The organism is Sphingomonas sp. SRI_018 (assembly GCF_057586275.1).
Map to the genome: position 1 here is coordinate 450,833 of NZ_JBYCZO010000001.1, position 24,340 is coordinate 475,172.

At 67.0% G+C, this 24,340-nt stretch carries 22 protein-coding genes and 1 tRNA gene; 17 read left to right on the top strand and 6 right to left on the bottom strand.

The features are described 5' to 3' along the window. Positions 1–96: 96 nt before the first annotated feature. Together AC2YHA_RS02090 and AC2YHA_RS02095 are read left to right on the top strand one after the other, a co-directional pair. On the top strand, positions 97–1,704 hold the full coding sequence (locus AC2YHA_RS02090) for a hypothetical protein (protein ID WP_487400185.1): 1,608 nt from the start codon (positions 97–99) through the stop codon (positions 1,702–1,704). An 84-nt stretch (positions 1,705–1,788) separates the two neighbouring features. Continuing rightward, positions 1,789–4,581 carry a TonB-dependent receptor domain-containing protein gene (locus tag AC2YHA_RS02095; RefSeq protein WP_487400186.1) on the top strand — a complete coding sequence of 931 codons (2,793 nt, stop codon included), beginning with the start codon at positions 1,789–1,791 and terminating at the stop codon, positions 4,579–4,581. Between the two features lie 201 nt (positions 4,582–4,782). Here the strand turns inward: AC2YHA_RS02095 and AC2YHA_RS02100 are convergent, their stop codons facing one another. Continuing rightward, positions 4,783–5,460, bottom strand: coding sequence for a prolyl hydroxylase family protein (locus tag AC2YHA_RS02100; protein WP_487400187.1), 678 nt, complete (start codon positions 5,458–5,460; stop codon positions 4,783–4,785). Between the two features lie 88 nt (positions 5,461–5,548). Between AC2YHA_RS02100 and AC2YHA_RS02105 the strand changes: the two genes are divergently transcribed. From AC2YHA_RS02105 to AC2YHA_RS02145, 9 genes are all read left to right on the top strand, one after another. Further along, positions 5,549–5,625, top strand: a tRNA-His gene (locus tag AC2YHA_RS02105). A gap of 90 nt (positions 5,626–5,715) precedes the next feature. Continuing rightward, positions 5,716–6,768: a Glu/Leu/Phe/Val family dehydrogenase gene (locus tag AC2YHA_RS02110; protein WP_487400188.1), complete on the top strand. Its 1,053-nt coding sequence runs from the start codon at positions 5,716–5,718 to the stop codon at positions 6,766–6,768. A gap of 159 nt (positions 6,769–6,927) precedes the next feature. Next, complete coding sequence (gene ccmC, locus AC2YHA_RS02115; protein WP_487400189.1) at positions 6,928–7,653, top strand: heme ABC transporter permease CcmC; 726 nt, start codon at positions 6,928–6,930, stop codon at positions 7,651–7,653. Further along, positions 7,650–7,778, top strand: a complete 129-nt coding sequence (ccmD, locus tag AC2YHA_RS02120) for a heme exporter protein CcmD (protein WP_487400190.1) — start codon at positions 7,650–7,652, stop codon at positions 7,776–7,778. Before ccmC ends, ccmD begins: the two co-directional genes overlap by 4 nt. Then, complete coding sequence (gene ccmE, locus AC2YHA_RS02125; protein WP_487400191.1) at positions 7,775–8,206, top strand: cytochrome c maturation protein CcmE; 432 nt, start codon at positions 7,775–7,777, stop codon at positions 8,204–8,206. The genes ccmD and ccmE overlap by 4 nt, the downstream gene beginning before the upstream one ends. Beyond that, a complete protein-coding gene (locus AC2YHA_RS02130) occupies positions 8,203–10,155 on the top strand; it encodes a heme lyase CcmF/NrfE family subunit (RefSeq protein ID WP_487400192.1) in 1,953 nt (650 codons plus the stop codon). The genes ccmE and AC2YHA_RS02130 overlap by 4 nt, the downstream gene beginning before the upstream one ends. Further along, entirely contained in the window at positions 10,152–10,679 is a 528-nt protein-coding gene (locus AC2YHA_RS02135; protein WP_487400193.1) for a DsbE family thiol:disulfide interchange protein, read from the top strand. The genes AC2YHA_RS02130 and AC2YHA_RS02135 overlap by 4 nt, the downstream gene beginning before the upstream one ends. A 110-nt stretch (positions 10,680–10,789) precedes the next feature. Beyond that, positions 10,790–11,188, top strand: coding sequence for a cytochrome c-type biogenesis protein (locus tag AC2YHA_RS02140; RefSeq protein WP_487400194.1), 399 nt, complete (start codon positions 10,790–10,792; stop codon positions 11,186–11,188). Then, positions 11,188–11,829, top strand: a complete 642-nt coding sequence (locus AC2YHA_RS02145) for a tetratricopeptide repeat protein (RefSeq protein WP_487400195.1) — start codon at positions 11,188–11,190, stop codon at positions 11,827–11,829. Before AC2YHA_RS02140 ends, AC2YHA_RS02145 begins: the two co-directional genes overlap by 1 nt. 3 nt (positions 11,830–11,832) lie before the next feature. Here the strand turns inward: AC2YHA_RS02145 and ald are convergent, their stop codons facing one another. Next, the gene (ald, locus tag AC2YHA_RS02150; protein WP_487400196.1) at positions 11,833–12,939 is read right to left on the bottom strand and encodes an alanine dehydrogenase; all 1,107 of its coding nucleotides are present in this window, start codon (positions 12,937–12,939) and stop codon (positions 11,833–11,835) included. A 133-nt stretch (positions 12,940–13,072) separates the two neighbouring features. Here ald and AC2YHA_RS02155 point away from each other — a divergent pair, with 133 nt between their 5' ends. The 4 genes from AC2YHA_RS02155 to AC2YHA_RS02170 all read left to right on the top strand — a co-directional run bounded on the left by AC2YHA_RS02155 (position 13,073) and on the right by AC2YHA_RS02170 (position 18,218). Then, positions 13,073–13,540: an Lrp/AsnC family transcriptional regulator gene (locus AC2YHA_RS02155; protein ID WP_233783094.1), complete on the top strand. Its 468-nt coding sequence runs from the start codon at positions 13,073–13,075 to the stop codon at positions 13,538–13,540. Positions 13,541–13,672: 132 nt separating this feature from the next. Beyond that, on the top strand, positions 13,673–15,613 hold the full coding sequence (locus AC2YHA_RS02160; protein ID WP_406693350.1) for a potassium transporter Kup: 1,941 nt from the start codon (positions 13,673–13,675) through the stop codon (positions 15,611–15,613). Further along, positions 15,610–16,749, top strand: a complete 1,140-nt coding sequence (locus tag AC2YHA_RS02165) for a glycosyltransferase (protein WP_487400197.1) — start codon at positions 15,610–15,612, stop codon at positions 16,747–16,749. The genes AC2YHA_RS02160 and AC2YHA_RS02165 overlap by 4 nt, the downstream gene beginning before the upstream one ends. Positions 16,750–16,814: 65 nt before the next feature. Beyond that, positions 16,815–18,218: an NAD(P)H-dependent flavin oxidoreductase gene (locus AC2YHA_RS02170; RefSeq protein WP_233783092.1), complete on the top strand. Its 1,404-nt coding sequence runs from the start codon at positions 16,815–16,817 to the stop codon at positions 18,216–18,218. Between the two features lie 102 nt (positions 18,219–18,320). On the opposite strand, the gene AC2YHA_RS02175 is transcribed toward AC2YHA_RS02170, so the two are convergent. The 3 genes from AC2YHA_RS02175 to AC2YHA_RS02185 all read right to left on the bottom strand — a co-directional run bounded on the left by AC2YHA_RS02175 (position 18,321) and on the right by AC2YHA_RS02185 (position 20,207). Next, the gene (locus tag AC2YHA_RS02175) at positions 18,321–18,728 is read right to left on the bottom strand and encodes a low affinity iron permease family protein (RefSeq protein WP_233783091.1); all 408 of its coding nucleotides are present in this window, start codon (positions 18,726–18,728) and stop codon (positions 18,321–18,323) included. An 11-nt stretch (positions 18,729–18,739) separates the two neighbouring features. Continuing rightward, positions 18,740–19,150 carry a DUF6766 family protein gene (locus AC2YHA_RS02180; protein WP_233783090.1) on the bottom strand — a complete coding sequence of 137 codons (411 nt, stop codon included), beginning with the start codon at positions 19,148–19,150 and terminating at the stop codon, positions 18,740–18,742. 73 nt (positions 19,151–19,223) lie between these two features. Next, entirely contained in the window at positions 19,224–20,207 is a 984-nt protein-coding gene (locus tag AC2YHA_RS02185) for a 2-hydroxyacid dehydrogenase (protein ID WP_233783089.1), read from the bottom strand. Positions 20,208–20,300: 93 nt separating this feature from the next. Between AC2YHA_RS02185 and AC2YHA_RS02190 the strand changes: the two genes are divergently transcribed. Both AC2YHA_RS02190 and AC2YHA_RS02195 read left to right on the top strand, forming a co-directional pair. Further along, positions 20,301–20,780 (top strand): SH3 domain-containing protein, encoded by a 480-nt coding sequence (locus AC2YHA_RS02190; protein WP_233783088.1) that lies wholly within the window; start codon positions 20,301–20,303, stop codon positions 20,778–20,780. After that, on the top strand, positions 20,777–21,232 hold the full coding sequence (locus tag AC2YHA_RS02195) for a GNAT family N-acetyltransferase (RefSeq protein ID WP_487400198.1): 456 nt from the start codon (positions 20,777–20,779) through the stop codon (positions 21,230–21,232). The genes AC2YHA_RS02190 and AC2YHA_RS02195 overlap by 4 nt, the downstream gene beginning before the upstream one ends. An 84-nt stretch (positions 21,233–21,316) precedes the next feature. Here the strand turns inward: AC2YHA_RS02195 and AC2YHA_RS02200 are convergent, their stop codons facing one another. Further along, a complete protein-coding gene (locus tag AC2YHA_RS02200) occupies positions 21,317–24,298 on the bottom strand; it encodes a TonB-dependent receptor plug domain-containing protein (RefSeq protein ID WP_487400199.1) in 2,982 nt (993 codons plus the stop codon). Between the last annotated feature and the right edge of the window lie 42 nt (positions 24,299–24,340).

The following is a 24,340-nucleotide window of genomic DNA, read 5'->3' on the forward strand; positions in this document are numbered from 1 at the left end:
TAGCGACCACGGCAAGGTCGGCCGGGGGGAACCGAGTCGATCCCGGGCAAAACAGGCCCTTCCCGCACAACCGTCGGATCGGACACGGAGACCCTCATGCGAAGCTTCCAGCGCCTCGGCCTTATTCTCTTGACGACGGCCGCCTCGGCGGCGCTTTCATCGTGCAACGGCGCGGACAACGTCGCCTCGCCGGGCGGCGGCACCATCGTCATCCCGCCGGCTCCGACCCCGACGCCGACTCCCACGCCGACCCCGACCGGCCCGATCACCGCAGCACAGTTCGCCGCGGCGACGACGCAGGGCGGCCTCACGATCACCGCCGACGAGCAGCTGGCGATCGTCAACACCGGCAGCAACAACAATGTGAACGGCACGGCGAACGCCTCGAGCCTCCTCAACGGCGTCTACCCGACGAGCGCTACCTCGGCGACGCCGGCGACCGATCCCTCGACGCTCAATGCCTTTTTCACCAGCACCAACTATGCCGGTGCCCTCAACGGCCCGACCGACACGGCCTTCCAGGACTGGACCTGCAACTCGACCAGCGCAAACTTCGGCGGCGCCAGCGCGGCTTGCACCGCCGTGCCGGCCGTCGGCACCGGAGGCAGCGCCGCAGCTTGCCCGACCGGCACGACCGACGACGGCTTGGTGCAGACCTTCCGCGCCTGCCGTATTCCGCAGGCGATCACGGCCAATCTCACCCTGCCGAAGATTCCCGGCGTCTTCTATCGTCTTCGCGGCCAGACCGAGGTCGGCACCGACCTCGGCGCCACCGGCGGCGCGGGCGTGACCCTCACGATCGAGGCCGGCGTGGTGATCGCGGCCGATTCGAGCGAGCCGACCAACGACCTGCTGCTCGTCAACCGCGGTTCGAAGATCCAGGCCGTGGGCACCCGCACCGCGCCGATCATCTTCACCTCGCAGCAGAACCTCGCCAACAACGGCGTCAGCGATTCGACGCAGGGCCAGTGGGGCGGCATCATCCTGCTCGGCCGTTCGACCACCGCGGTCTGCGCGACCGGCACCGGCGGCACCAGCGGCACGCCTTGCCAGCAGGCGATCGAAGGCGTGACCGGCCGCTTCTACGGCGGCACGACCGAGAACGACAGCAGCGGCCAGATGTCCTATGTCCAGATCCGCTACAGCGGCATCGCCATCTCCGACGGCAACGAGCTGCAGGGGCTGACGCTCGGCGCGACCGGCTCGGGCACGGTGCTCGACCACATCCAGAGCCACAACTCGGCCGACGACGGCATCGAGATTTTCGGCGGCACCAGCAACATCAAGTATATCGCGGTGACCGGCGCCGACGACGACGGCTTCGACGTCGACAACGGCTGGCGCGGCTTCATCCAGTTCATGATCGCGGCGCAGAAGGTCTCCGGCGCGACCGCCGACTCCTTCTCGACCGAGATCGACTCGAACGGCGCCGAGGACCTGCTGCCCCGCACCTGGGGCCGCTACGCCAACTTCACCTTCATCCAGACGGCGAATGCGCCGGCGGCGATCCGTCTGCGCGGCGGTGCCGACATGACCTTCGTCAATGGCATCGTGAAGACGCCGACGAACGTCGCCTGCGTCAACATGATCGCCGGCGAGACCAGCGCGTCCGACCGTTCGACCATTCGCCCGAAGAACGAGGCGCTGCAGGACCAGGGCCCGCCGGTGTTCAACTCGGTCTACTTCTCCTGCAACGGCCGCTGAGGCGAACGCACATGCGCAACCGTGTCGGGGCGGCTCCCAAGCCGCCCCGGCATTTGCCCATAATTCTCATTGGATGACACGGCCATGCAGCGACGCCTCGCCTACGCCACCCTTCTTCTCCTGACCTCGCAACTCGTTTCGCCGGCGGCGTTGGCGCAGACGACCGGCAACGCTCCTCCGGCCAGCGATCCGGTCACGGCGGCTGCCCCGCAGCAGCAGGATGCCCAGGCTCCGCAGACGGATCAGCAGCAGGACGTCGAGATTTCCGCGCCGGGTGTCGATCCTACCGCGGCCCAGGACATCGTCGTCGTCGGCCGGCACATCCCGAACACGATCCGCGCCACGCCGCAGGTGGTGTCGGTGCTGTCGACCGCCGACATCGCGCGGACGGGTGAGGGCGACATCGCCGGCGCGCTGACGCGCGTCACCGGCCTCAGCGTGGTGGGCAACGGCTTCGTCTATGTCCGTGGTCTCGGCGACCGCTATTCCTCGTCGCTGCTCAACGGGTCGCCGCTGCCGAGCCCCGAGCCTCTGCGCCGCTCGGTTCCGCTCGATATCTTCCCGACCACGATCGTGGGTTCGGCGCTGATCCAGAAGACCTATTCGGTCAACTATCCCGGCGAGTTCGGCGGCGGCGTGATCAATCTCACGACCAAGGCGATCCCGGACGACAATTTCATCAAGATCGGCGGCTCGCTGTCCGCGGACACCGCCACGACGAGCGAGCTCGGCTATACCTATTACGGCGGCGACACCGACTGGCTGGGCTTCGACGACGGTACCCGCAAGGTCCCGGACTTCATCCGCAACGCGACCAAGAACTCCGGCCTCATCCCGGCCGAGCAGGTGCTGCAGTTGTCCAATGCCTCGACCACGCTGCTCCAGCGCAACAACCAGCTCCCCGCCAACTGGTCGGCCGAGATCAGCGGCGGCGGCGCGTTCGACATGGGCGGCGGCCGGCTGGGCGTGATCGGGTCGATCGGCTACAGCAACAGCTTCCGCACGCGCTCGATCCTGCAGCAGGACAGCGTCACCGAGACGGGTGCGATCCGCAACGATTTCCATACGCTGCTCACCGACAATCATATCGTCGGCAACGCGCTGCTCGGCGTCGGCTATTCGTTCGGCGAGAACACGATCCGCTGGACCAACATCTATATCCGTGACGTGCTCAAGCAGGCGCGCGGCTCGGCGGCGGAGGTCTACAACAACGCCAGCGGCCTGCGCTTCCAGCAGAACACCAACTGGTTCGAGCGGCAACTGATCGAATCGCAGCTCGTCGGCGAATTTCATCTGACGGATGCGTTCAAGCTCGACGTGCGCGGTGCCTATGCCAACTCGAAGCGCAATGCGCCTTACGAGCGCCAGTTCGACTATCTATGCTCGTCGACGACGACTACGGGGCAACCGATCCAATATGACGGCGGCAACGGCGCGACCGGCTTCCAGTGCAACGGCGCCTGGCAGGTCACGCAGCGCTTCTCCCCGTTCGCGTCGATCATCTTCTCCGACCTGAACGAGGACCTTTGGACCGGCCAGGCGGACCTGTCGTACAAGATCGACGCGCCGCGCCCGATCACGCTGTCGGCGGGCTATTATTATTCGGACACGGACCGCTTCTCGCGGCGCCTGCAGTTCAACTACCAGACCAGCGCGGGCGGCGGTACGGCGCCCGGCTATCCCTTCAACCTGCTGCGGCCGGACTATCTGCTGAGCCCCGACGTCGTGAACAACGCCTGCCCGCAGCAGGGCACCGGCGCGTGCACGATCGAGATGCAGTTTAACACGCCGCTCGGCGCCTATGCCTATGACGCCAAGCTGCGCATCCACGCGGGCTATGCCCAGGCGGAAGGCGAGCTGCTCGACGGCTTGCGGGCCGTCATCGGTGTCCGTTACGAGAGCGGCGATCAGCGGGTAACGCCGGTCGCGAGCCCCACCACCAAGCTCAAGAACGACTATTGGCTGCCGGCGGCGACGCTGACCTGGAACTTCGCGCCGGACATGCAGCTGCGTGCCAGCGCGTCCAAGACCATCTCGCGGCCGCAGTTCCGCGAGCTGGCGCCGCAGCAGTTCCGCGATCCGGATTCGGATCGCCTGTTCTTCGGCAACCCGCTGCTCAAGGATTCGGAGCTGCTCAACTTCGAGGGTCGCTTCGAATGGTTCTTCGCTCGTGACCAGCGGTTCACGCTCGCCGGTTTCTACAAGAAGATCGACAATCCGATCGAGCAGGTCGGCTTCTACACCGGCGCCGACGACCGCCTGCAGACCGGCTTCACCAACCTTCCCAAGGCGCAGCTGTACGGCGGCGAGGTCGAGGTGCAGAAGTACTTCCCGCTCGATACGCTTGGCGGGTTCTTCGCCACGCGCCGGGCGGTGGTGATCGCGAACTACACCTATACCCACTCGGAGATCACCGCGGATTCGAGCTGTGTGCCGAACGTCCTCAACCAGACGCTCGGCGGCTGTCCGACCGGATTCGGCCCGGCGAACCTCCAGTTCCGCGACGGCGCGCCGCTGACCGGCCAGTCGGATCATCTGGTCAACCTGCAGCTCGGCATCGAGGACACGCAGCAGCTCTCGCAGCTGACGGTGCTGTTCAACTATGCGAGCGACCGCGTGACCAACCGCGGCCCGTCGCTGCTGTCGGGCGTCGGGTTCCAGCCGGACATCGTCGAGCGCCCCGGCATCCGCCTTGATGTCGTCGCCCGTCAGGGCTTCGAGCTCGCCGGCGGCAAGTTCGAGCTCAAGCTCGAGGCCCGCAACCTGACCAAGACCCGGTTCAACGAGCGGCAGACGTTCGACAACGGCAACGTCGTCTATATCAACCGCTACAACGTCGGTCAGGTCTTCTCGATCGGGCTCAGCACGACCTTCTAGAGTTCGATCCATCTGGCTCGAAAGGGCTGTTCCCCGGCGAAGGCCGGGGCCCAGTCTCGAACCGCTCGCAGCTGGGCCCCGGCCTTCGCCGGGGAACGGATTCAAACCTGGCCGAATCCGACTCTAATCGTGAGCGTCTTGTTCCGGCCGGCTGCACGCGATTGTGCAGCCGGCCGTTTCATTGATGGACGGCGGCGACCGTCAGCCCCACGGCCGCTCGCGGAACCATTGGGTGATCACATATTTGAGGCCAGCCCGCACTTTCATCGCATGATGGATCGTGGCGGGGTTGGGCGTGCCGTCAGGGCGCAGGTTGTTCCAGGCGAGCAGCTTGCCGGCCTCGGGCTGGACGATCTTGTCGATCGCCTTGAAGCGCGTCGCGCCGCCGGCCTCGACATCGTTGAGATAGAGCATCACCGTCCAGGTCCGCTGGCCCGCGACGCTGCAGTAGCGCGCGAAATCGGCGCCGCGCGGGTCGAAATAGTCGGTGTGCGCCTTGAACTCCTGGCCGACCTCGTAGCGCTGGCCCTGCATCGGCTCGCCATGCGCGGGGTCGAGGCCGGTGAGAGTGACGATCCGCCGCTTGACCTCCGCCACCTCGGGATCGCTCGGGTCGAGATCGCAGGTCTCGCTGGTGCGAAAGGCATAGTCGCCATTGGCATCGGCGATGGTCGAAGGGCGGCGGTCCTTGTCGATCTTGGCCATCAGCGACCGGTAGAGCTCCGGCTCGAGGAAATCGCGGAGCATGAACAATGTCAGCTTGGGGCTGGGCACGCGCTGCACGCCCGCATGCGCCATGATCGACTCGATCACCGGCTCGGCGGGAAAGCCGGAGCCGGGGGCGGGCTGGACATGGGCGTCAGGGGCGAGGCTGGCCATGCGGCGACCCTGCCAAAGCCGGCGTGCGGATTCCAGCCCCCGGCGCCTTGATTGCCGGGCAAACCCCGGCTAAGCGCGCGGCTTCACGGCGATCGTAGCTCAGTTGGTTAGAGCATCGGTTTGTGGTACCGAGGGTCGCGGGTTCAAGTCCCGTCGATCGCCCCATTCCCACAGCATTGCATTTTGGGCTGGCACCCCGGCCGCTAAAACAATATTGCCCGCGCGAGCAATTTTCGATTGAGCGCGGAGGCGGCATTGAGCTCGGCTTGGGATCTTCCCGATTACGACGATCACGAAGGCGTCCATCTGTTCGCGGACCCCAAGTCCGGCATGCACGCGATCATCGCGGTCCATTCGACCGCGCTTGGCCCGGCTGCCGGCGGCGTGCGCTTCTGGCATTATGCCGACAGCCAGCGGGCGCTTACCGACGCGCTGCGGCTCTCCAGGGGCATGAGCTACAAGAACGCCATGGCCGGCCTGCCGATGGGCGGCGGCAAGGGCGTGGTGCTGGCGAGCGCGCCGGGGACGGAGATCACCACCGCGCAGCTCGAGGCGTTCGGCGACGCGGTCGAGTCGCTGGGCGGACGCTATGTCACCGCCGAGGACGTCGGCATGTCCGAGGCGCGGATGAAGGTGATCGCGACGCGGACCAGGCATGTCTCCGGCCTGCCGGTCGCGGCGGGCAGCGCGGGCGGCGATCCGGGGCCGTTCACTGCGATGGGCATCTACCTCGGCGTCAATGCGGCGGCGAAGCGCGCGCTCGGTGCCGAGGGCATGAAGGACGTCCATGTCGCGATCCAGGGCGTCGGCAGCGTCGGCGGCGGGCTGGCGCGGCTGCTGGCGGCGGACGGGGCGCGGCTCACCATCGCCGACGTCAACGTCGAACGGGCTAAGGCGCTGGCGGCACAGATCGGTGCCGAGGTGGTGCCGACCGAGGAGATCCTGGCGGTGTCCTGCGACATCGTCAGCCCCAATGCGCTGGGGGCGATCCTGACCGAGACGTCGATCGCCGCGCTCGACTGCAAGGCGGTGGCGGGCGGCGCCAACAACCAGCTCGCGACGCCCGAGGACGGTGCGCGGCTGGCGGCGCGTGGCATTCTCTATGCGCCGGACTATGTGATCAACGCGGGCGGCATCATCAACGTCGGCCTCGAATATCTGGGGCAGGGCGACCGCGCCGAGGTCGAAGCCCGCATCGCCCGCATCCCCGACCGGCTGGTCGAGGTTTGGGATGAGGCTGACCGTACCGGCCAGCCGGCGAGCGACGTCGCGGATGCGATCGCGCGGCGGCTGATCGGGCGGAGATGATTCGCGGGCGCTTGCGTCACTCACCGTCATGCCGGACTTGTTCCGGCATCCACCGATCCGCCAGCATGGTGGTATTGGATATGTCGCTCGGTGGACCCCGGAACAAGTCCGGGGTGACGATGGTAGAAATGGTGCCGGAAAGCCCCTAGACACGCGTCCGTGCCTGCGATCCACGCCCTCGCCAATCCCGCGCGATTCCTGCGCATTGCCCGGCCGCTGACGGCGCCGCTGTTCTGGGTGGGCGTCGCGCTGATCGCGTTCGGGGCCTGGGCCGGCCTTACCCAGACGCCGCCCGATTATCTCCAGGGCGAGAGCGTCCGTATCCTCTACATCCATGTGCCGACCGCCTGGCTCGGGCTTGGCGGGTGGAGCGCGATCGCGGTTTCCAGCATCGTCTATCTGGTATGGCGGCACCCGCTGGCGAGTGTCGCCGCCCGTGCCGTGGCGCTGCCGGGAGCGTTGTTTGCCTTCCTGTGCCTCGCCACCGGATCGATCTGGGGGCGGCCGACCTGGGGGACGTGGTGGCAGTGGGACGGGCGGCTGACCTCGATGCTGCTGCTGTTCTTCGTTTATTGCGCGTACATGGCGCTGAGCCGTGCCGATGCCGAGCGCGGCGGCGACGGGCGCATCCCGGCGCTGTTCGGGATCGCGGGCAGCGTGCTGCTGCCGATCATCCGCTACTCCGTCGTGTGGTGGAACACGCTGCACCAGGGGCAGAGCATCGGCCTCACCAGCTCGAGCATCGACGGATCGATGCTGTGGCCATTGGGCTTCACCCTGTCGGGCTTCACCCTGTTCTTCGCCGCGATCGTGCTGATGCGGATGCGGACGATGATCGCGACCACCCGCGTCGAGGCGCGGATGCGGCGGATGGCGGCAGCATGAACCATTGGGCCTTCATCACCGCCGCCTATGCGCTGACGCTGGCCGCGTCGGCGGCGGTCGCCTTCGCGAGCTGGCGGGCGATGCGCCGGGCGGAGAAGACGGCGGAGCAGCTCAAGCGCTCATGAAAGCCAAGCATCAGCGCCTGACGCTCGTCCTGCTCGCCGTGGTCGCCGTGATCGCCGCAGGATTGCTGGCGCTGTCGGCGCTGAGGGATCAGGCGGCATTCTTCTACGCGCCCGGCGACGTCGCCAAGGGCGTGCCGGTCGGCAAGGCGGTGCGGCTCGGCGGGATGGTGGAGAAGGGGTCGCTCAAGCGGGCGGCGGACGGGGTCACGCAGACCTTCGTCGTCACCGACGGCGTCGCCCAGGTGCCGGTGCGCTTCGCAGGGATCGCGCCGGACCTGTTCCGCGAAGGTTCGGGCGTGGTCGCCGAGGGCAGCTTCCTGGCCGACGGGTCGTTCAAGGCGACCAACCTGCTCGCCAAGCACGACGAGCGCTACATGCCGCCCGAGGTCGCCGGCGCGATGCACAAGTCGAAGTCGCTCGAGCCGTGATCGCCGAGGCCGGGCTCGCCGCGCTGTGGTTCGCCGCGGCGATGGCGCTGATGCAGCTCCTGCTGACAGTGATCGCGCTGCGGGCTCCGGACGGGGCCGCGGCGCGGACGCAGATCCTCGCCGCCGTGCGGCCTGTCGCGATCGTGGGGGGAGTGCTGACCTGCGTCGCTTTCGCCTGCCTGATCGCGGTATTCCTGCGTTCCGACATGTCGGTGCTGCTGGTCGTCGAGAACAGCCATTCGGCGAAGCCGTGGCTCTACAAGTTCGCGGGCGCATGGGGGAATCACGAAGGGTCGATGCTGCTGTGGGTGACCGTGCTCGGCATCGCCGGGGCGGCGATCGCGGTGCTCGAACACCGATTGCCCGAGCGGACGCTGGTGGCGACGCTGGGGGCGCAAGCGGCGATCGCGCTCGGCTTCTTCGCGTTCCTGCTGATCGCGTCCAATCCCTTCGCGCGGATCGACCCGGCGCCGCTGGACGGCGCGGGGCTCAACCCGCTGCTGCAGGATCCCGGCCTCGCCTTCCACCCGCCGACGCTCTACTTCGGCTATGTCGGGCTGTCGGTGGCCTTCTCCTTCGCCGTGGGGGCATTGCTGACCCGCGACGTCGGTCCGGCGTTCGCGCGGGCGATGCGGCCGTGGGTGCTGGGAGCGTGGATCTTCCTGACGATCGGCATCACCGCCGGCAGCTATTGGGCCTATTACGAGCTCGGCTGGGGCGGCTGGTGGTTCTGGGACCCGGTCGAGAATGCCTCGCTGATGCCGTGGCTGGCGGCGACCGCGCTGCTCCATTCGGTCACGGTGCTGGCGACGCGCGACGGGCTCCGGGCCTGGACGGTGATGCTGGCGGTGGTCGCCTTCTCGATGTCGATGATCGGGACGTTCCTGGTGCGATCGGGCATCCTCACCAGCGTCCATGCCTTTGCCGTCGATCCCGAGCGCGGCAGCTTCATCCTCGCGCTGCTGGCGGTCTACATCGGCGGGGCGTTGCTGCTGTTCGCGCTCCGCATCGGCACGGTGAAGGCCGGCAACACATTCGAGCTGCTGAGCCGCGAGGGCGGCCTCGTCCTCAACAATCTGCTGCTGAGCGTGATCCTGGGCGTGGTGCTGATCGGGACGCTCTATCCGATCGTCGCCGCGGGGTTCGGCGTGCAGCTGTCGGTCGGCAAGCCCTTCTTCGACAAGGCGGTGGGGCCGGTCGCGCTGCTGCTGACGGTGGTGTTGGCGGCGGGGCCGCTGATCCGCTGGCGGCGCGACGACTGGGACGCGCTGCTCGGGCGGATGATCGCGCCGATCGCCGTCACCCTGTTCGCCGGGGTCGCGCTGGTGGTGTTCGCGGCCGATGCCGCCCACCCGATCGGCGTGCTGCCGTTCGCCGGTCTGGCGCTGGCGGCAGGGCTGGCGGTGGCGAGCGTGGCGCCGCTGTGGAAGCGCGACCTTCGCCGCACGCCGCTGTTCACCTGGGGCATGGTGGTCGCGCATCTCGGCGTCGCGGTGAGCCTCGCCGGCATGGCGAGCGACAGCGCCTTCACCCAGGAGCGGCTGGTGGCGGCACGGATCGGCGCGCCGATCGAGGTCGGGCCGTTCCGGGTGACGCTCGACGGCATCGCGCCGGCGATCGGGCCCAATTGGTCGGCGCTGGAGGGGCATCTGACGGTGACGCGTGGGGAGGAGGGCAGGCCGTTCGTGCTGCGTCCGCAGCAGCGCTTCTTCGCCAACCCGCCGACCACCACCAGCGAGGCGGCGATCGCGACGCGGATCGACGGGCAGCTCTATGCGGTGCTGGGACAGGACAATGGCGACGGGCGGTGGCAGCTCCGGCTGTGGTGGAAGCCGTTCGTGACGCTGATCTGGTTCGGCGGGGCGTTGATCGCGATCGGAGGAGCATTGTCGCTGATCGGCCGGGTGCGGCGTGAGCGGCGGAGCGCGCTGAGGGAGGCCTACGCGTGAAGCGCTGGCTGATCTGGGCGCCGTTCGCGGCGTTTGCGGTGATCCTATGGGTGGTGGCGGGGCAACTGCTCAAGCCGGCCGACCGCACCGTCAAATCGGCGATGGTCGGCAAGCCGCTCCCCGAGTTCGCGCTGCCGGCCAACCAGCCGAACAAGCCCGGGCTCGCGACCCGCGACTTCAAGGGCGGCGAGCCGCGGCTGCTCAACGTGTTCGCGAGCTGGTGCGTGCCGTGCATCGCCGAGGCGCCGCAGCTGATGGCGCTCAAGCAGGCCGGTGTGAGGATCGACGCGGTGGCGGTGCGCGATACCGGACCGAACGTGGCGCGGTTCCTCGGGCGATATGGCGATCCCTACGAGCGGATCGGCGACGACAGGACGAGCCAGGTGCAGCTGGCGCTCGGATCGTCGGGGGTGCCGGAAACCTTCGTGATCGACGGCAACGGCGTGATCGTCTCGCAGCATATCGGCGATATCCGGCCCGAAGAGGTGCCGGCGATCCTCGAAGCGGTGAGGAAGGCGCGGTGACGGCCCCGCTCATCCGTCATGCCGGAGTTGTTCCGGCATCCACCGGGCGGCAAGAGCCGGAACCGATGAGTGCGCGGCGCCGTGGACCCCGGCACAAGGCCGGGGTGACGATGGGTTTGTGGCTGGCGGCGATGGCTGCTCCCGCGCTGGCGCAGACCGCTCTTCCCGTCGCGCGCTATGCCAACACCCAGCTTCCCGACCCGGCGCAGGAGGCCAAGGCGAAGGCGCTGATGGAGACGCTGCGCTGCCTCGTCTGCCAGGGGCAGTCGATCGCCGACAGCGATGCCGACATGGCCGCCGACATGCGCTCGCTGGTGCGCGAGCGCATCGCGGCGGGCGAGAAGCCGGAGGCGATCCGCGAATGGCTGATCGCCCGCTACGGCGACTATGTGACCTATGATCCGCCGATGAGCCCGCTCACCGCGCCGCTGTGGCTGGCGCCGGTGGTGCTGATCGTGCTCGGCGCACTAGTCGCCCGAGCGAGCTTCCGGCGGCGGAGGCGCGGCTGATGGGCTGGCTGGTCCTTGTCCTGATCGGTGTCGGCGCGGCGGCGCTGCTGTGGCGGCTCCGATTGCCGCGGATGCTGTGGTCGTTCGCGGGTGCGGCGTTGATGCTGGGGGCGGCGGGCTATGCGCTCCAGGGACGACCGATGCTGCCCGGCCGGCCGACCGAGGCGTCGAAGGTGCCCGGCGTGGTCGAACCGGTGATGAGCGAGCTGCGGCTCAAGATGTTCGGGCGTTTCACCTTCGCCGAACCCTATTTCGTCGCGGCCGACGCGCTACAGCGCTCGGGGGCGAAGGGGAGCGCGGTCAGCCTGCTGATCGGCGGCATCGCCAGCGCCAAGCAGAATGCGGCGCTGTGGACGGCGTTGGGGCAGGCCTATGCCTCGCATGACGGCAGCGTCTCGGCGCCGTCGCGCTTCGCCTTCGATCAGGCGATGCGGCTGGCGCCGGAGCATCCGGGGCCGCCGTTCTTCCTCGGCGTGGCCTATCTCGATGAGGGACGGTTCACGGAGACGCGCAAATGGTGGGCGCGGGCCTATCGGCTGAGCCCGCCGGGGACCAGCTACCGCGACGAGATCGGGACGCGGCTGCGGCTGCTCGATCGCTATCTGGCCGAGGAGGGAGCCGGCGCGACGCCGGCTCCCTGATCGTCAGCCCGCCCACGCCTCATACGGCAGGTCGAGGTCGTCGGCGACGGCCTTGAACGCGATCTTGCCCTTGTAGACGTTGAGGCCGTTGGCGAGGTGCGGATCGGCCTTCATCGCCGCTTCGGCGCCCAGGTTGGCGAGCTTCAGCGCGAACGGCAGCGTCGCGTTGTTGAGCGCGAAGGTCGAGGTACGCGCGACCGCGCCGGGCATGTTGGCGACGCAATAGTGGATCACGCCGTCGACCTCGAACACCGGATCCTCATGGGTGGTGGCATGGCTGGTCTCGAAGCAGCCGCCCTGGTCGATCGCGATGTCGACCATCACGCTGCCGCGCTTCATCGTCTTCAGCATGTCGCGCGTCACCAGCTTCGGCGCCGCCGCACCCGGCACCAGCACCGCGCCGATCACGAGATGGGCATTCTTAACCGCCGCGGCGATCGCCGCCTTGCTGGCATAGGCGGTCTTGATCTGGCTCGAGAAGAACATATCGAGCTCGGCCAGGCGATCGTTGTTGATGTCGTAGATGGTGACGTCGGCGCGCATGCCGACCGCCATCTGCGCGGCGTTGACGCCGGCGACGCCGCCGCCGAGGATCGCGACCCGCGCCGGCGCCACGCCCGGCACGCCGCCGAGCAGCACGCCACGGCCGCCCTGTTCCTTCTCGAGATAATGCGCGCCGACCTGCACCGACATGCGGCCGGCGACCTCGCTCATCGGCTTGAGCAGGGGGAGGGCACCCGTCCTCGACGTTACCGTCTCATAGGCGATGCAGGTCGCGCCAGATTTCATCAGCCCCTCGGCCTGCGGCTTGTCGGCGGCGAGGTGGAGGTAGGTGAAGAGGGTATGGCGCGGCTCCAGTAGCGCGATCTCCTGCGGCTGCGGCTCCTTGACCTTCACGATCATGTCCGACTGGGCGAACACCTCGGCGGCGCTGCCGACGATGCGGGCGCCGACGTCGACATAATCCTGATCCTCGAAATCGATGCCGAGGCCGGCCTTGGTCTCGACGATCACCTCATGGCCGGCCGCGGTCAGCTCGGCCACCGACGGCGGCGTCAGGCCGACGCGATATTCGTGGTTCTTGATCTCCTTGGGCACCCCGACGCGCATCGTACGATCTCCTCGATTTTCTCTGTGGCGCGCCCATAGCGGAAAGGGCTTCGCGAATCCGTGCAAAGTCGCGTTTCCAATTGAGGGTTAAGTGCATGGATTCTTGAGAGCGGCCATCATAAACAACGAATCCATGCAGACCGATCGAATCGACTCGGCGATCCTCAAGATTCTCGCCGAGGACGCGCGTGCAAGCGTCAGCCAGATCGCGGCGCAGGTGGGGCTGTCGCAGTCCGCCTGCTCGCGGCGCATCCAGGCACTGGAGGCATCCGGCCATATCCTCGGCTATGGCGCGCGGCTCGGGCACAAGCGACTCGGCTTCCATGTCACCGCACTGGTCGACATCACCCTCTCGACCCAGGTCGAGGAGGATCTTGCCCAGTTCGAGCGGGCGGTATCGGCGATCGACGGTGTCGTCTCCTGCGCGCTGGTGTCGGGGCACCAGGACTATCGCCTGCAGATCATCTGCCGTGACCTCGACGATTACGAGCGGCTCCATCGCGAGCATCTGGGGCGTTTGCCCGGCGTCAACACCATCGCCAGCAGCTTCGTGCTCCGCCAGGTGCCGACCCGCAGCGAGGCCGACGCGCTGTTCGGCTGAGGGACACGCCCGGGCGATGCCGTGTTGCGGGGGGAGCGGCGGAGTGCTAGGCGCGCCGCCTATTCGTAGAACAGCAGGTATGCGGTCTCACATGACCCACATGCGTTTCCCCCGGGCACAGATTCTCCGCCCGTGAACCAGCCAGCATCAGCGTCGACGGAAGCCCCGTCGGCGTCCGGGGAGGCGTCCGCCGACGAGTCGGCTTCCGCCTACCATCATCGCAGCGACAACATCGCCAAGCTCGTGCTCGGCGCGATCGGCGTGGTGTTCGGCGACATCGGCACCAGCCCGCTCTACGCACTGAAGGAGTCGTTCATCGGCCACCATAAGCTGGCGGTCGACCATCTCCACATCTTCGGCGTGATCAGCCTCATCTTCTGGACGATGATGCTGATCGTTACCGTCAAATATGTCTTCATCATCATGCGCGCCGACAACAAGGGCGAGGGCGGCAGCCTGGCGCTGCTCGCGCTGATCACGCGGCGGACGGGGGCGAAACGCTGGTCGGCCGGCCTGGTGATGCTCGGCGTGTTCGCGACCGCGCTCTTCTACGGCGACAGCATCATCACACCGGCGATCTCGGTGCTGTCTGCGGTCGAGGGTCTCACCGTGGTGCAGAGCTCGTTCGAGCCGTTCGTGCTGCCGATCGCGACCATGATCCTGGTATTCCTGTTCTTCCTGCAGGCGCGCGGCACCGACCTGGTCGGCAAGCTGTTCGGGCCGATCATGGTGGTCTACTTCGTGACGCTTGCCGGTCTCGGCATCGTCCATATCGTCGACCGGCCGGAAGTGCTCCAGGCGCTGTCGCCGCATCATGCCTTCAATTTCTTCGCACACGATCCGGTGCTGGCATTCCTCGCACTGGGTTCGGTGGTGCTCGCGGTCACGGGCGCCGAGGCGCTCTATGCCGACATGGGGCATTTCGGACGCAAGCCGATCGTCTTCGCCTGGTATTTCGTGTTCGTCGCGCTGATTCTGAACTATCTCGGGCAGGCGGCGCTGCTGATGAACGATCCGGCCGCGGTCGCGAATCCCTTCTTCAACCTGGCGCCGGAGGAATGGCGGCTGCCGCTGGTCGTGCTGGCGACGATGGCGACCGTCATCGCCAGCCAGGCGGTGATCTCGGGCGCCTTCTCGGTCACGCAGCAGGCGATCCAGCTCGGCTTCATCCCGCGCATGCGGATCACCCACACCAGCGCCGCCGCCGCCGGCCAGATCTACATCCCGGGGATCAACTGGGCGCTGCTGGTGATGGTGCTGCTGCTGGTGTTCTCGTTCCAGAGCTCGACCAATCTCGCCGCCGCCTATGGCATCGCGGTGACCGGCACGATGTTTATCACCAGCTGCATGCTTGGCGTGCTGATGTTCCGGGTCTGGCGGGTCAACAAGGTGCTGGCGACCGTCACCGTCGCCACCTTCCTGCTGATCGACGGCGCCTATTTCGCGTCGAACCTCACCAAGATCCCCGACGGCGGCTGGTTCCCGCTGCTGGTCGGCCTCGTCATCTTCACCCTGCTCACGACCTGGGCGAAGGGGCGGCACCTGATGATCGACAAGCTTCGCGAGAGTGCGATGCCGATCAAGGTGTTCATCCAGTCCGCCGCCAACTCCGCCTCGCGCGTGCCGGGCACTGCGGTGTTCATGACCTCCACCGCCGACGGAGTGCCGCACGCGCTGCTTCACAACCTCAAGCACAACAAGGTGCTGCACGAGCGTGTGGTGTTGCTGACCGTCAAGATCATCGACGAACCCTATGTCCCCGACAGCCGCCGGGTGAAGCAGGAGGATCTGGGGCAGGGCTTCTATCGCCTCGTCCTCTACTTCGGCTTCATGCAGGAGGCGGACGTCCCCGCCGCACTCAAGACGATCAAGACCCACGACGGCGAGTTCCGGATGATGGAGACCAGCTTCTTCCTCGCGCGGCAGACGCTGCTGCCCTCGTCGCGACCCGGCATGGCGATCTGGCGCGAGCAGCTGTTCGCGTGGATGCTGCGCAACGCCGAAAGCGCGATGGAATTCTTCCGCCTGCCCACCAACCGCGTGGTCGAGCTCGGGAGCCAGGTCGAGATTTGAGCGGTCCGCCCGTCCACATCCTCCACCTGCATTCGAGCTTCTCGCTCGGCGGCAAGGAAGCGCGCGCGGTGCGGCTGATGAATGCGTTCGGCGACCGGGCGCGGCATATGATCGTGTCCGGGGTGCCGGATCAGCTCGACGCCCGCGACGCGATCTCCAAAGGCATCAAGTACGAGATCGCGCAGGACCCGCCGGCGCTCACCGGCAAGCCCTCCGTCGCGCGCTACGAGGCGCTGGCGCGGTTCATGCGCCGGTTCGACCTGGTGCTGACCTACAATTGGGGCGCGATCGACGCGGTGATGGCGCGCCGCGTGTTCGGCAAGGGCCTGCCGCCGCTGGTCCATCACGAGGACGGCTTCGGCGCCGATGAGGCGAAGCGGCTCAATCCGGTGCGGAATATGTACCGCCGGCTGGCGCTGCCAGCCGCACATGCACTGGTGGTGCCGTCGCTGAGGCTGGAGGAGATCGCGCGGACCGTCTGGAAACAGCCGGCGGGGCGGCTCCGGCGCATCTCCAACGGCATCGATACGGCGCGCTACGCCCGCACGCCCGATCCCAAGGCGATACCCGGCTTCGTCAAGAAGGCGGGTGAGGTCGTGATCGGCACCGTCGCCGGACTCCGTGAGGTCAAGGATCTGCCGATGCTGGTCCGCGCCTGCGGAGGGCTTGCCGGCAACATCCGGCTGGTGATCGTCGGCGAAGGGCCGGAGCGGCAGAAGATCCTGGATACCGCCGAGGCGATGTTCTTCGAGGATCGGGTGGTGTTGCCGGGCTTTCTGTCCGATCCCGCGCGCTACATCGGCCTGTTCGACATTTTTGCGCTGTCGTCGAAAAGCGAGCAGCAGCCGATCGCGGTGATGGAGGCGATGGCGGCCGGATTGCCGATTGCCTCGCCCGTTGTCGGCGACGTCCGCGAGATGATCGCCGAGGAAAACCGCCCGCTCATCCCGGACGACCGGTTCGAGGTCCATCTGCGCGACGCCATCCAATATTTCGTCAACGAACCTGGTGCGCGCCGGCATATCGGCCAGGCGAACCAGGCGCGCGCACGTGCGTTATTCGACGAGAGCGCGATGATCGCGGCCTATGCCGAGCTGTATGGCGCCGCGATGGGACGGCCGGGCGTTCTTGGCTGAGCGAATTTCGCTCGCGTTGCACCGCATGTCCGTCTAGCGTCGGCAGGATTTTTTCGGAGGTTATATTGTTCAAGGGGCTGACGCCGATCATCTACAACGGCCGCGAGGTCTGGCCGATTGTCGAGGGTGGCAAGGGCGTGGCTGCGACCAACCACGCGTCGGCGGGCGCCTGGGCGGCGGCGGGGGGTATCGGCACGGTGTCTGCGGTGAACGCTGACAGCTACGATCCCGAAGGGCGCATCATTCCGCAGGTCTATAATGCGCTGACCCGGCGCGACCGGCACGAGGAACTGATCGCCTATGCGATCGAGGGCGCGGTGCAGCAGGTCAGGCGCGCCTGGGACATTGCCGGCGGAGCCGGTGCGATCAACATCAACGTGCTGTGGGAGATGGGCGGCGCGCAGCGGGTGCTGCACGGCGTGCTAGAGCGGACGCGCGGGCTGGTGGCGGGCGTCACCTGCGGCGCGGGCATGCCCTACAAGCTGTCGGAGATCGCCGCGTCCTACGGCGTCAACTATCTGCCGATCGTCAGCTCGGGCCGCGCCTTCCGCGCGCTGTGGAAGCGCGCCTATTCGAAGGCGGCGGAGTGGCTGGCGGCGGTGGTCTACGAGGACCCGTGGCTCGCCGGCGGGCACAACGGCCTGTCGAACGCCGAGGACCCGCTGAAGCCCGAGGATCCCTATCCGCGCGTCAAGGCGCTGCGTGAGACGATGCGCGAGGGCGGCCTGTCCGACGACGTGCCGATCGTGATGGCGGGCGGCGTCTGGTATCTGCGCGACTGGAACGACTGGATCGACAATCCCGAGCTCGGCAAGATCGCCTTCCAGTTCGGCACGCGGCCGCTGCTCACCAAGGAAAGCCCGATCCCGGAGGAGTGGAAGGCGAAGCTGATGGACATCGAGGAGGGCGAGGTGCTGCTGCACCGCTTCTCCCCGACCGGCTTCTATTCCTCGGCGGTGCGCAACACCTTCCTGCGTAATCTCGAGGCGCGGTCGGAGCGGCAGATCCCCTTCTCGACGCAGGAGGCGGGCGACCACACCTTCCAGCTCGATGTCGGCGTCAAGGGCAAGAACTTCTGGGTGACGCGCAACGACCTGCTGCGCGCGCGGGCCTGGTACGGTGCGGGCTTCACCGATGCGCTGAAGACGCCGGACAACACCTTGGTGTTCGTGACGCCGGAGGAGAAGGGCACGATCCGCAAGGATCAGGCCGACTGCATGGGCTGCCTCAGCCAGTGCCAGTTCTCGTCCTGGGCGGATACCGAGACCAACTCGACCGGCCGCCTCGCCGACCCGCGCAGCTTCTGCATCCAGAAGACGCTGCAGGACATCGCGCATGGCGGACCGGTGGATCACAATCTGATGTTCGCCGGGCACGGGGCCTATAACTTCAAGCGCGATCCCTTCTATTCCAATGGCTTTGTCCCGACTGTGAAGCAGCTGGTGGATCGTATCCTGACCGGGGATTGAGAAAGCCCCCTCTTACCGTCATCCCGGCGAAAGCCGGGATCTCGTGCCGTTGCCTGAGATCCCGGCTTTCGCCGGGATGACGGTAGGAAAAAGAAGTCGCTATCACCGCCGCCAACGGAACTTGGCGATCGAGGCTTCGGTGCTCGTCCAGTCCTCTTCGTCCTCGCATTCCTGTTCCAGTGCTTTGCGGATCTCCTCGATCTCGACGTCGGTCTTGTGTTCGATGCCGATGAAGCGGTTGCGGGCGCCGTCGAGCGTGCGGATGACCTCGTCGAGTTTTGCCTGAATCGCCGCCGCGTCGCGGTTCTGCGAGTTCTGGATCAAGAACACCATCAGGAAGGTGACGATGGTGGTGGCCGTGTTCACGACCAGTTGCCAAGTATCCGAGAAGTGGAAGATCGGACCGGTCACGCCCCAGACGATGATGAACAGCGCGGCCAGGATGAAGGCGACCGGCTGGCCTACGAAGCCGGAAATCCTGCCGGCGATCGTGGTGAAGATACGGTCCACTGTGGGCTCCCTCAGCTGATCGGAACGGCGGGCTCGCCATGGGCGTGCGGCTTGGAATGGCCGATGTGACGCAGATAGCGTTCGTCGATCGAATCGATGATCGTCTCGCCGCGCTCGCCGGCCTGAAGACGGATCAGCGCGTCGATCTTGGCCTCGACGCGATCGTCATTCTCCTTGGACGACGGCGAGCCGACGTAGAGGAAATAGGCGAGGCCGACGACCTGCCAGAGCAGCTGGAGGAACTCCGACTGCCAGTTCTCGAAGGTATCGCGCAGCATCTCATGGAGATAGCCGGAAACCTCCGGCGCCTGACTGTGCTGGGTCGCTTCATCGACGAAGGCTTGCCAGCCGAAGAACCAGTGCAGCGCGAGCGAACCGAGGAAGAAGGCGAGGGTGATCCACGCATAGGCATAGCGCTTCATGGGTGAGCCTTTCGCAACCGGAATGACACAGAGGCGAAACGACGACCCTTGCCAAATGGTTGCGGCGGCTCCTTCAGGCCCAGCCTTCGAGCACCTGGTCGGGCGGGCGGTGGCCGTCGGCCCAGGCGCGGATGTTGGCGATCACCTTCTCGCCGGTCGCCAGCCGGCCCTCGAAGGTCGCCGAGCCCATGTGCGGTGTCATCACGACATTGGGCAGCGCCAGCAGGCGCGGATCGATCGCGGGCTCGTGCGTCCACACGTCGAGGCCGGCCCCGGCAAGGCGCCCCATCTCCAGCGCGGCAATCATCGCATCCTCGTCGACGATGCCGCCGCGTGAGGTGTTGATGAGATAGACGTGTGGCCGCATCAGCGCGATGCGGCGGGCGTCGATCAGATTCTCGGTGTCGGGGCTGCGCGGGGTGTGGATCGTCAGGATGTCGATCATCCCCAGCATCTCATCGAGATCGGCGTGCCAGGTGGCGCCGAGCTCCTCCTCGATCACCGCGGGCAGGCGATGGCGGTTGTGGTAATGGATCGAGAGGCCGAAGGCACGGGCACGGCGGGCGACCGCCTGGCCGATCCGGCCCATGCCGAGGATGCCGAGCGCCTTGCCGCCGATGCGGTGACCGAGCACGCCGCCGGGCGACCAGCCCTTCCACCCGCCCGACCGCACCAGCTTCTCGCCCTCGACCAGCCGGCGCGGCACCGCGACGATCAGCGCCATCGTCATGTCGGCGGTGTCTTCGGTCAGCACGCCGGGCGTGTTGGTGACGATGATCCCGCGGGCCCGGGCGGCCTTGAGGTCGATGTGGTTCACGCCGGCGCCGAAATTGGCGATCAGCTTGAGCCGCTCGCCGGCACCGGCGATCAGCTCGGCGGTGATCTGGTCGGTGACGGTCGGGACCAGGACGTCGGTGTCGGCCATCGCCGCGGCGAGATCGACCGGCGCATCGTCGCGATTGAGCGTCGCGTCGAACAGCGTTTCGAGCCGGTCCATCACCGCGATCGGCAGCTCGCGGGTGACGACGACCTTGGGACGGGCGGGACGGCTGGCCATCGAGTCCCGAATTGGCGAGGTGGCGAGGGTCAGTCAACGGTTGAACCTTGCGCCGATCGCTCGCTAGATCGCGTTATGAGCGGAGGGACGACAATGCGCATCGCAAAGCTGCTGGTCATGGCGACGATCGCCGCCGGACTCGCCGCGTCCGCCGAGGCGCAGACCCGCAAGACACCCTATTATGCCTCGATCAACGCCGGGCAGGCGCGGATGCGCACCGGCCCCGGGCGCAACTATCCGGCGAGCTGGCTTTACCAGCGCGCCGGGCTGCCGGTGAAGGTGGTCGACATCTACAAGGAATGGCGCAAGGTCGAGGACCCCGGCGGCACGCAGGGGTGGATGCTCGCCAACCTGCTGACCGACGCGCGTACCGGCTACGTTACCGACACGATCGTGGCGATGCGATCCGCGCCGGATGCGAACGCGGCGATCCAGTGGCGCGCGGCGCCTGGGGTGGTCGGCAGGATCAGCAAGTGCAGCCGCGGCTGGTGCCGGTTCGACGTCAAAGGTCGCGCGGGCTATGTCGAGGCGATCCACCTCTGGGGCGTCGATCCGGGCGAGGACGTGCCGTGAGGATCGTGCCGGCGGACCTCGATCATCCCGCGGTCGTTGCGCTCATCGAGCATCATCTGCGCGAGGCCCATCGCAACTCGCCGCCGGACAGCGCCTTCGCGCTCGACCTCAGCGGGCTGCGTGATCCCGCTCTGTCCGTCTTCGCTGCTTGGGAGGGCGAGACGCTGCTCGGGCTCGGCGCGCTCAAGGAGCTCGCGCCGGACCACGGCGAGCTCAAGTCGATGCGCACCGCGCCGGATCAGCTCCGCAGAGGCGTTGCCAAGGCGATGCTCGAGCACCTGATCGCCGAGGCACGTTCACGCGGCTACCGGCGGGTAAGTTTGGAGACCGGCACCAACGACGCGTTCGCACCGGCGCGGGCAATGTACGAAGCGGCAGGCTTCACGCCCAGCGGGCCGTTCGGCGACTATGAGCTGACCGAGTTCAACCGCTGCTATTCGCTGGCGATCTGAGACGCTTCGCCGGTCCGGGGAATTTCAAGAAAAGGGGCGGCCGCCCTGCGACGACCGCCCTGATTGTTCGGCAACAGCCGCGCGTCAGAACTTGAGACGCGCGCCCATGGTGAACGACCGCCCGATCGGATCATAGATTGTCGGGAAGGTGTTGCCGCTGTTGAACGTCGTGCCGCCCACGCCCGATCCGACCAGCGGCGGCTTCTTGTCCAGCAGGTTGTTCACGGTGAGGCTGAACTCGACGGTGTCGGTCGGCTTCACCCGGAATGCCAGGTCATAATAGTCGTATGCCGGGATGCTGCGGAACGCCTCCAGGACGGTGGTGGGGTTCGGCCCACCCGGCTGTGGGACATCGCCCGGAAGACGCGTCGCCAGATACGGCTCGAGCGAGACCGCGCTGATGTGCGTCCACAAGAGCGAGATGTCGAACAGCTCCCGAGCATAGGTCAGGCGGCTGTTCCAGCGCCATTTCGCGCGCGGGTTGGTGCATCCGCCCGCGCTGTAATAGCCGGTGCAATCGCGGTTGATCGCATTCGGCGTGGCCTGGAAGTGATAATAGCTGAGACGGGTCGCGTTGAATTCGAGCGAGAGCGTGCCCTCGTCGTTGATCCCCAGATCCTCCATCTTCGTGCGCTGTGACAGGCCGATGTCGATACCGGCCGTCTCGATCACGCCCAGGTTCGAATAGGTCAGGATCACGCCCGGCGTCTCGCCCGCGCCGTTGAGGCTGCCGGTGAGCGGGTTGCGCCCGATCAGCTGGCAGAACGCATTGTAGGTGAAGCCGGGATTCAGCGCTGCCGAATAGCAGCCGTTGAGGATGTCCGACTGTGCCGGCTGGGTGATCGCGTCACGGACGCGGATGTTGAAGTAATCGACGGTCAGCGCGAAGCCGGGCATGAAGCTCGGCGTGAACGCGCCGCCCAGCGTATAGGTCTTGGCGCGCTCGACATCGAGGTCGCGGTTGCCCGAGGTGGTGTTGTTGATCTGGCCCGAGGTCGGCGCAGGGATCGAGCCGATCGTGCCCGCAGGGGCGCCGGTCGCCACGCAGAGCGCGGCCAGTCCGCCTGACACCGCGCCCTGGCACGGATCGACCGTCAGGTTGCCGAGCGCCTGCACCGGCGACTGGTACAGCTCCTGGATGTTGGGCGAGCGCACCGCCACCTGATAGGTGCCGCGGAACTTGAACCCCTGATAGGGCTCCCAGGTGCCGCCGGCCTTCCAGGTCGTGCTGCCGCCGGTCGTGGTATAGTCCGAATAGCGGACGCCGGCTTCGACGCTCAGGCGATAGAAGAACGGCTTGTCCTCGATCAGCGGGGCGTTGATCTCGCCGAAGACTTCCTTGACGCTGTACTGGCCGAAATCGGGCGGCGTGCGCGCGCCGGTTCCGAGCACCTCGCCCTGAATCTGCGACGGGCCGTCGGGCTGGCTGGCCGCCGAGATCTTGCGATACTCGCCGCCGACCGCGAAGGCGATCTTGTTGCTGGCGAACGGCGAGGCGAACAGGTCGCCGTTGACGCTGCCGGTCACGACGGTCTGGCGCACCTTGCGGTTGATGATCGCGTCGAGATCGATGAAGGCGAGCTGTTCCGGGGTGATCGATTCGTTCGCGCCGAACAGGTTCAGCGGCACGCAGTTGTTGCTGGTGTCGACGCAGCGGAGCGTGCCGTCGGCCGCGCGATAGGCACGCAGCGCCTGCTGGACCTTGCTGTACGACCCCCAGTTCTCGCGGGTCTGGTTCTGGGTCGTCTCGCCATATTGCGCCGAGAAGTCGTACTTCAACCCCGAGGTGATGTTGCCGCGGAAGCCGCCTTGCACCTGGAACATCTCGGACTCGACGACGTTGCCGCGCGGGCCGTATTCGGTGAAGCGGCGCTGCGCGATCACCGGGATCTCCAGGTAACCGGCCGTGCCCGGTCCGCCCCGGACGGCAGCGGCTGCATCGCAGCTCGCAGCGCTGATCCCGCGCGCGGCACAGAGCTGGCCGCGGACGCCGGCGGGCAGATAGGGATTGTTCAACGCGAGCTGATAGGTGTTGCTGAACGTGCCGGACGAGGCGAGCTGCAATCTCACCTTGTTACGCGTGAACATCGCGCTCGAATAGAATTCGACGCCGTCGGTGATCTCGTAGCGACCGGCGGAATAGAAATTGATGCGGTCGAGCGGCGTCTGGAAATAGGTGCCGTTGTTCGTGTTGTAGGTATCCGAAGCGGTCGCCGCCCTCAGCCGGCCGGTGCTGGGATCGACGACTGCGCCGAAGCTGCTGGCCGGCAGCCCAAGCGCGGCGTTGGTCGGCGAGGCGAAGATCGTGACCTGTGCGGCCGTCGCGCCGGAGAATTGTCCGGTCGTCGAGCTGATCGGAACCTCGCTGATCGAGCGGGCGGTGTGCAGGAGCGGGTTGGCTTTGGTGTAGCCGACGCTGAAGACGACGTTGCCGCGACCGTCGTCGATGTTGGCGCCGAGCACCACGTCCGCCTTGAAACGGGCGGCGTCGCCGCGTTCGGAGATGCGGTAGCTCGCGCTCGCGTCGATGCCCGTGAAGTTGCGCTTGGTGATGAAGTTGACGACGCCCGCGACGGCGTCGGCACCGTAGGTCGACGAGGCGCCGCCGGTCAGCACCTGGACCTGCTCGATGAGCGCGACGGGGACGTTGTTGGTATCGGTCAGGCCGTCGAGGCCGAACGGTACGAGCCTGCGGCCATCGAGCAGCACCATCGTGCGTTGCGCGCCGATACCGCGAAGCTCGACGGTCGCCGAGCCGTCCGACCCGTTGTTGACGCCGGCGCCCAGCGAAGGACGGATGCCGGGGAAGTTGCGGAGCAGGTCATCGGCAGTGCCAGGCTGGCGGAACTGGATTTCCTGCTCGCCGATCACGGCAACCGGACTGGCGTATTCGAGATTGGCGCGCGCGATGCGCGTCCCCGTAACCACGATCTCGGAATCCGCCTGGGATTCGTCGGTCTGCGCCGCAGTCGTATCCAGCGATGTCGTATCCTGTGCATGTGCCGGTGCCACGGCGGCGACGAAGAAGGTCGAGGCAAGCAAGCATTGCCGTATCGAGATAGCCACAGATGGTTCCCCCGTTTGAGCATCACGGGCGTGATGCTTTCG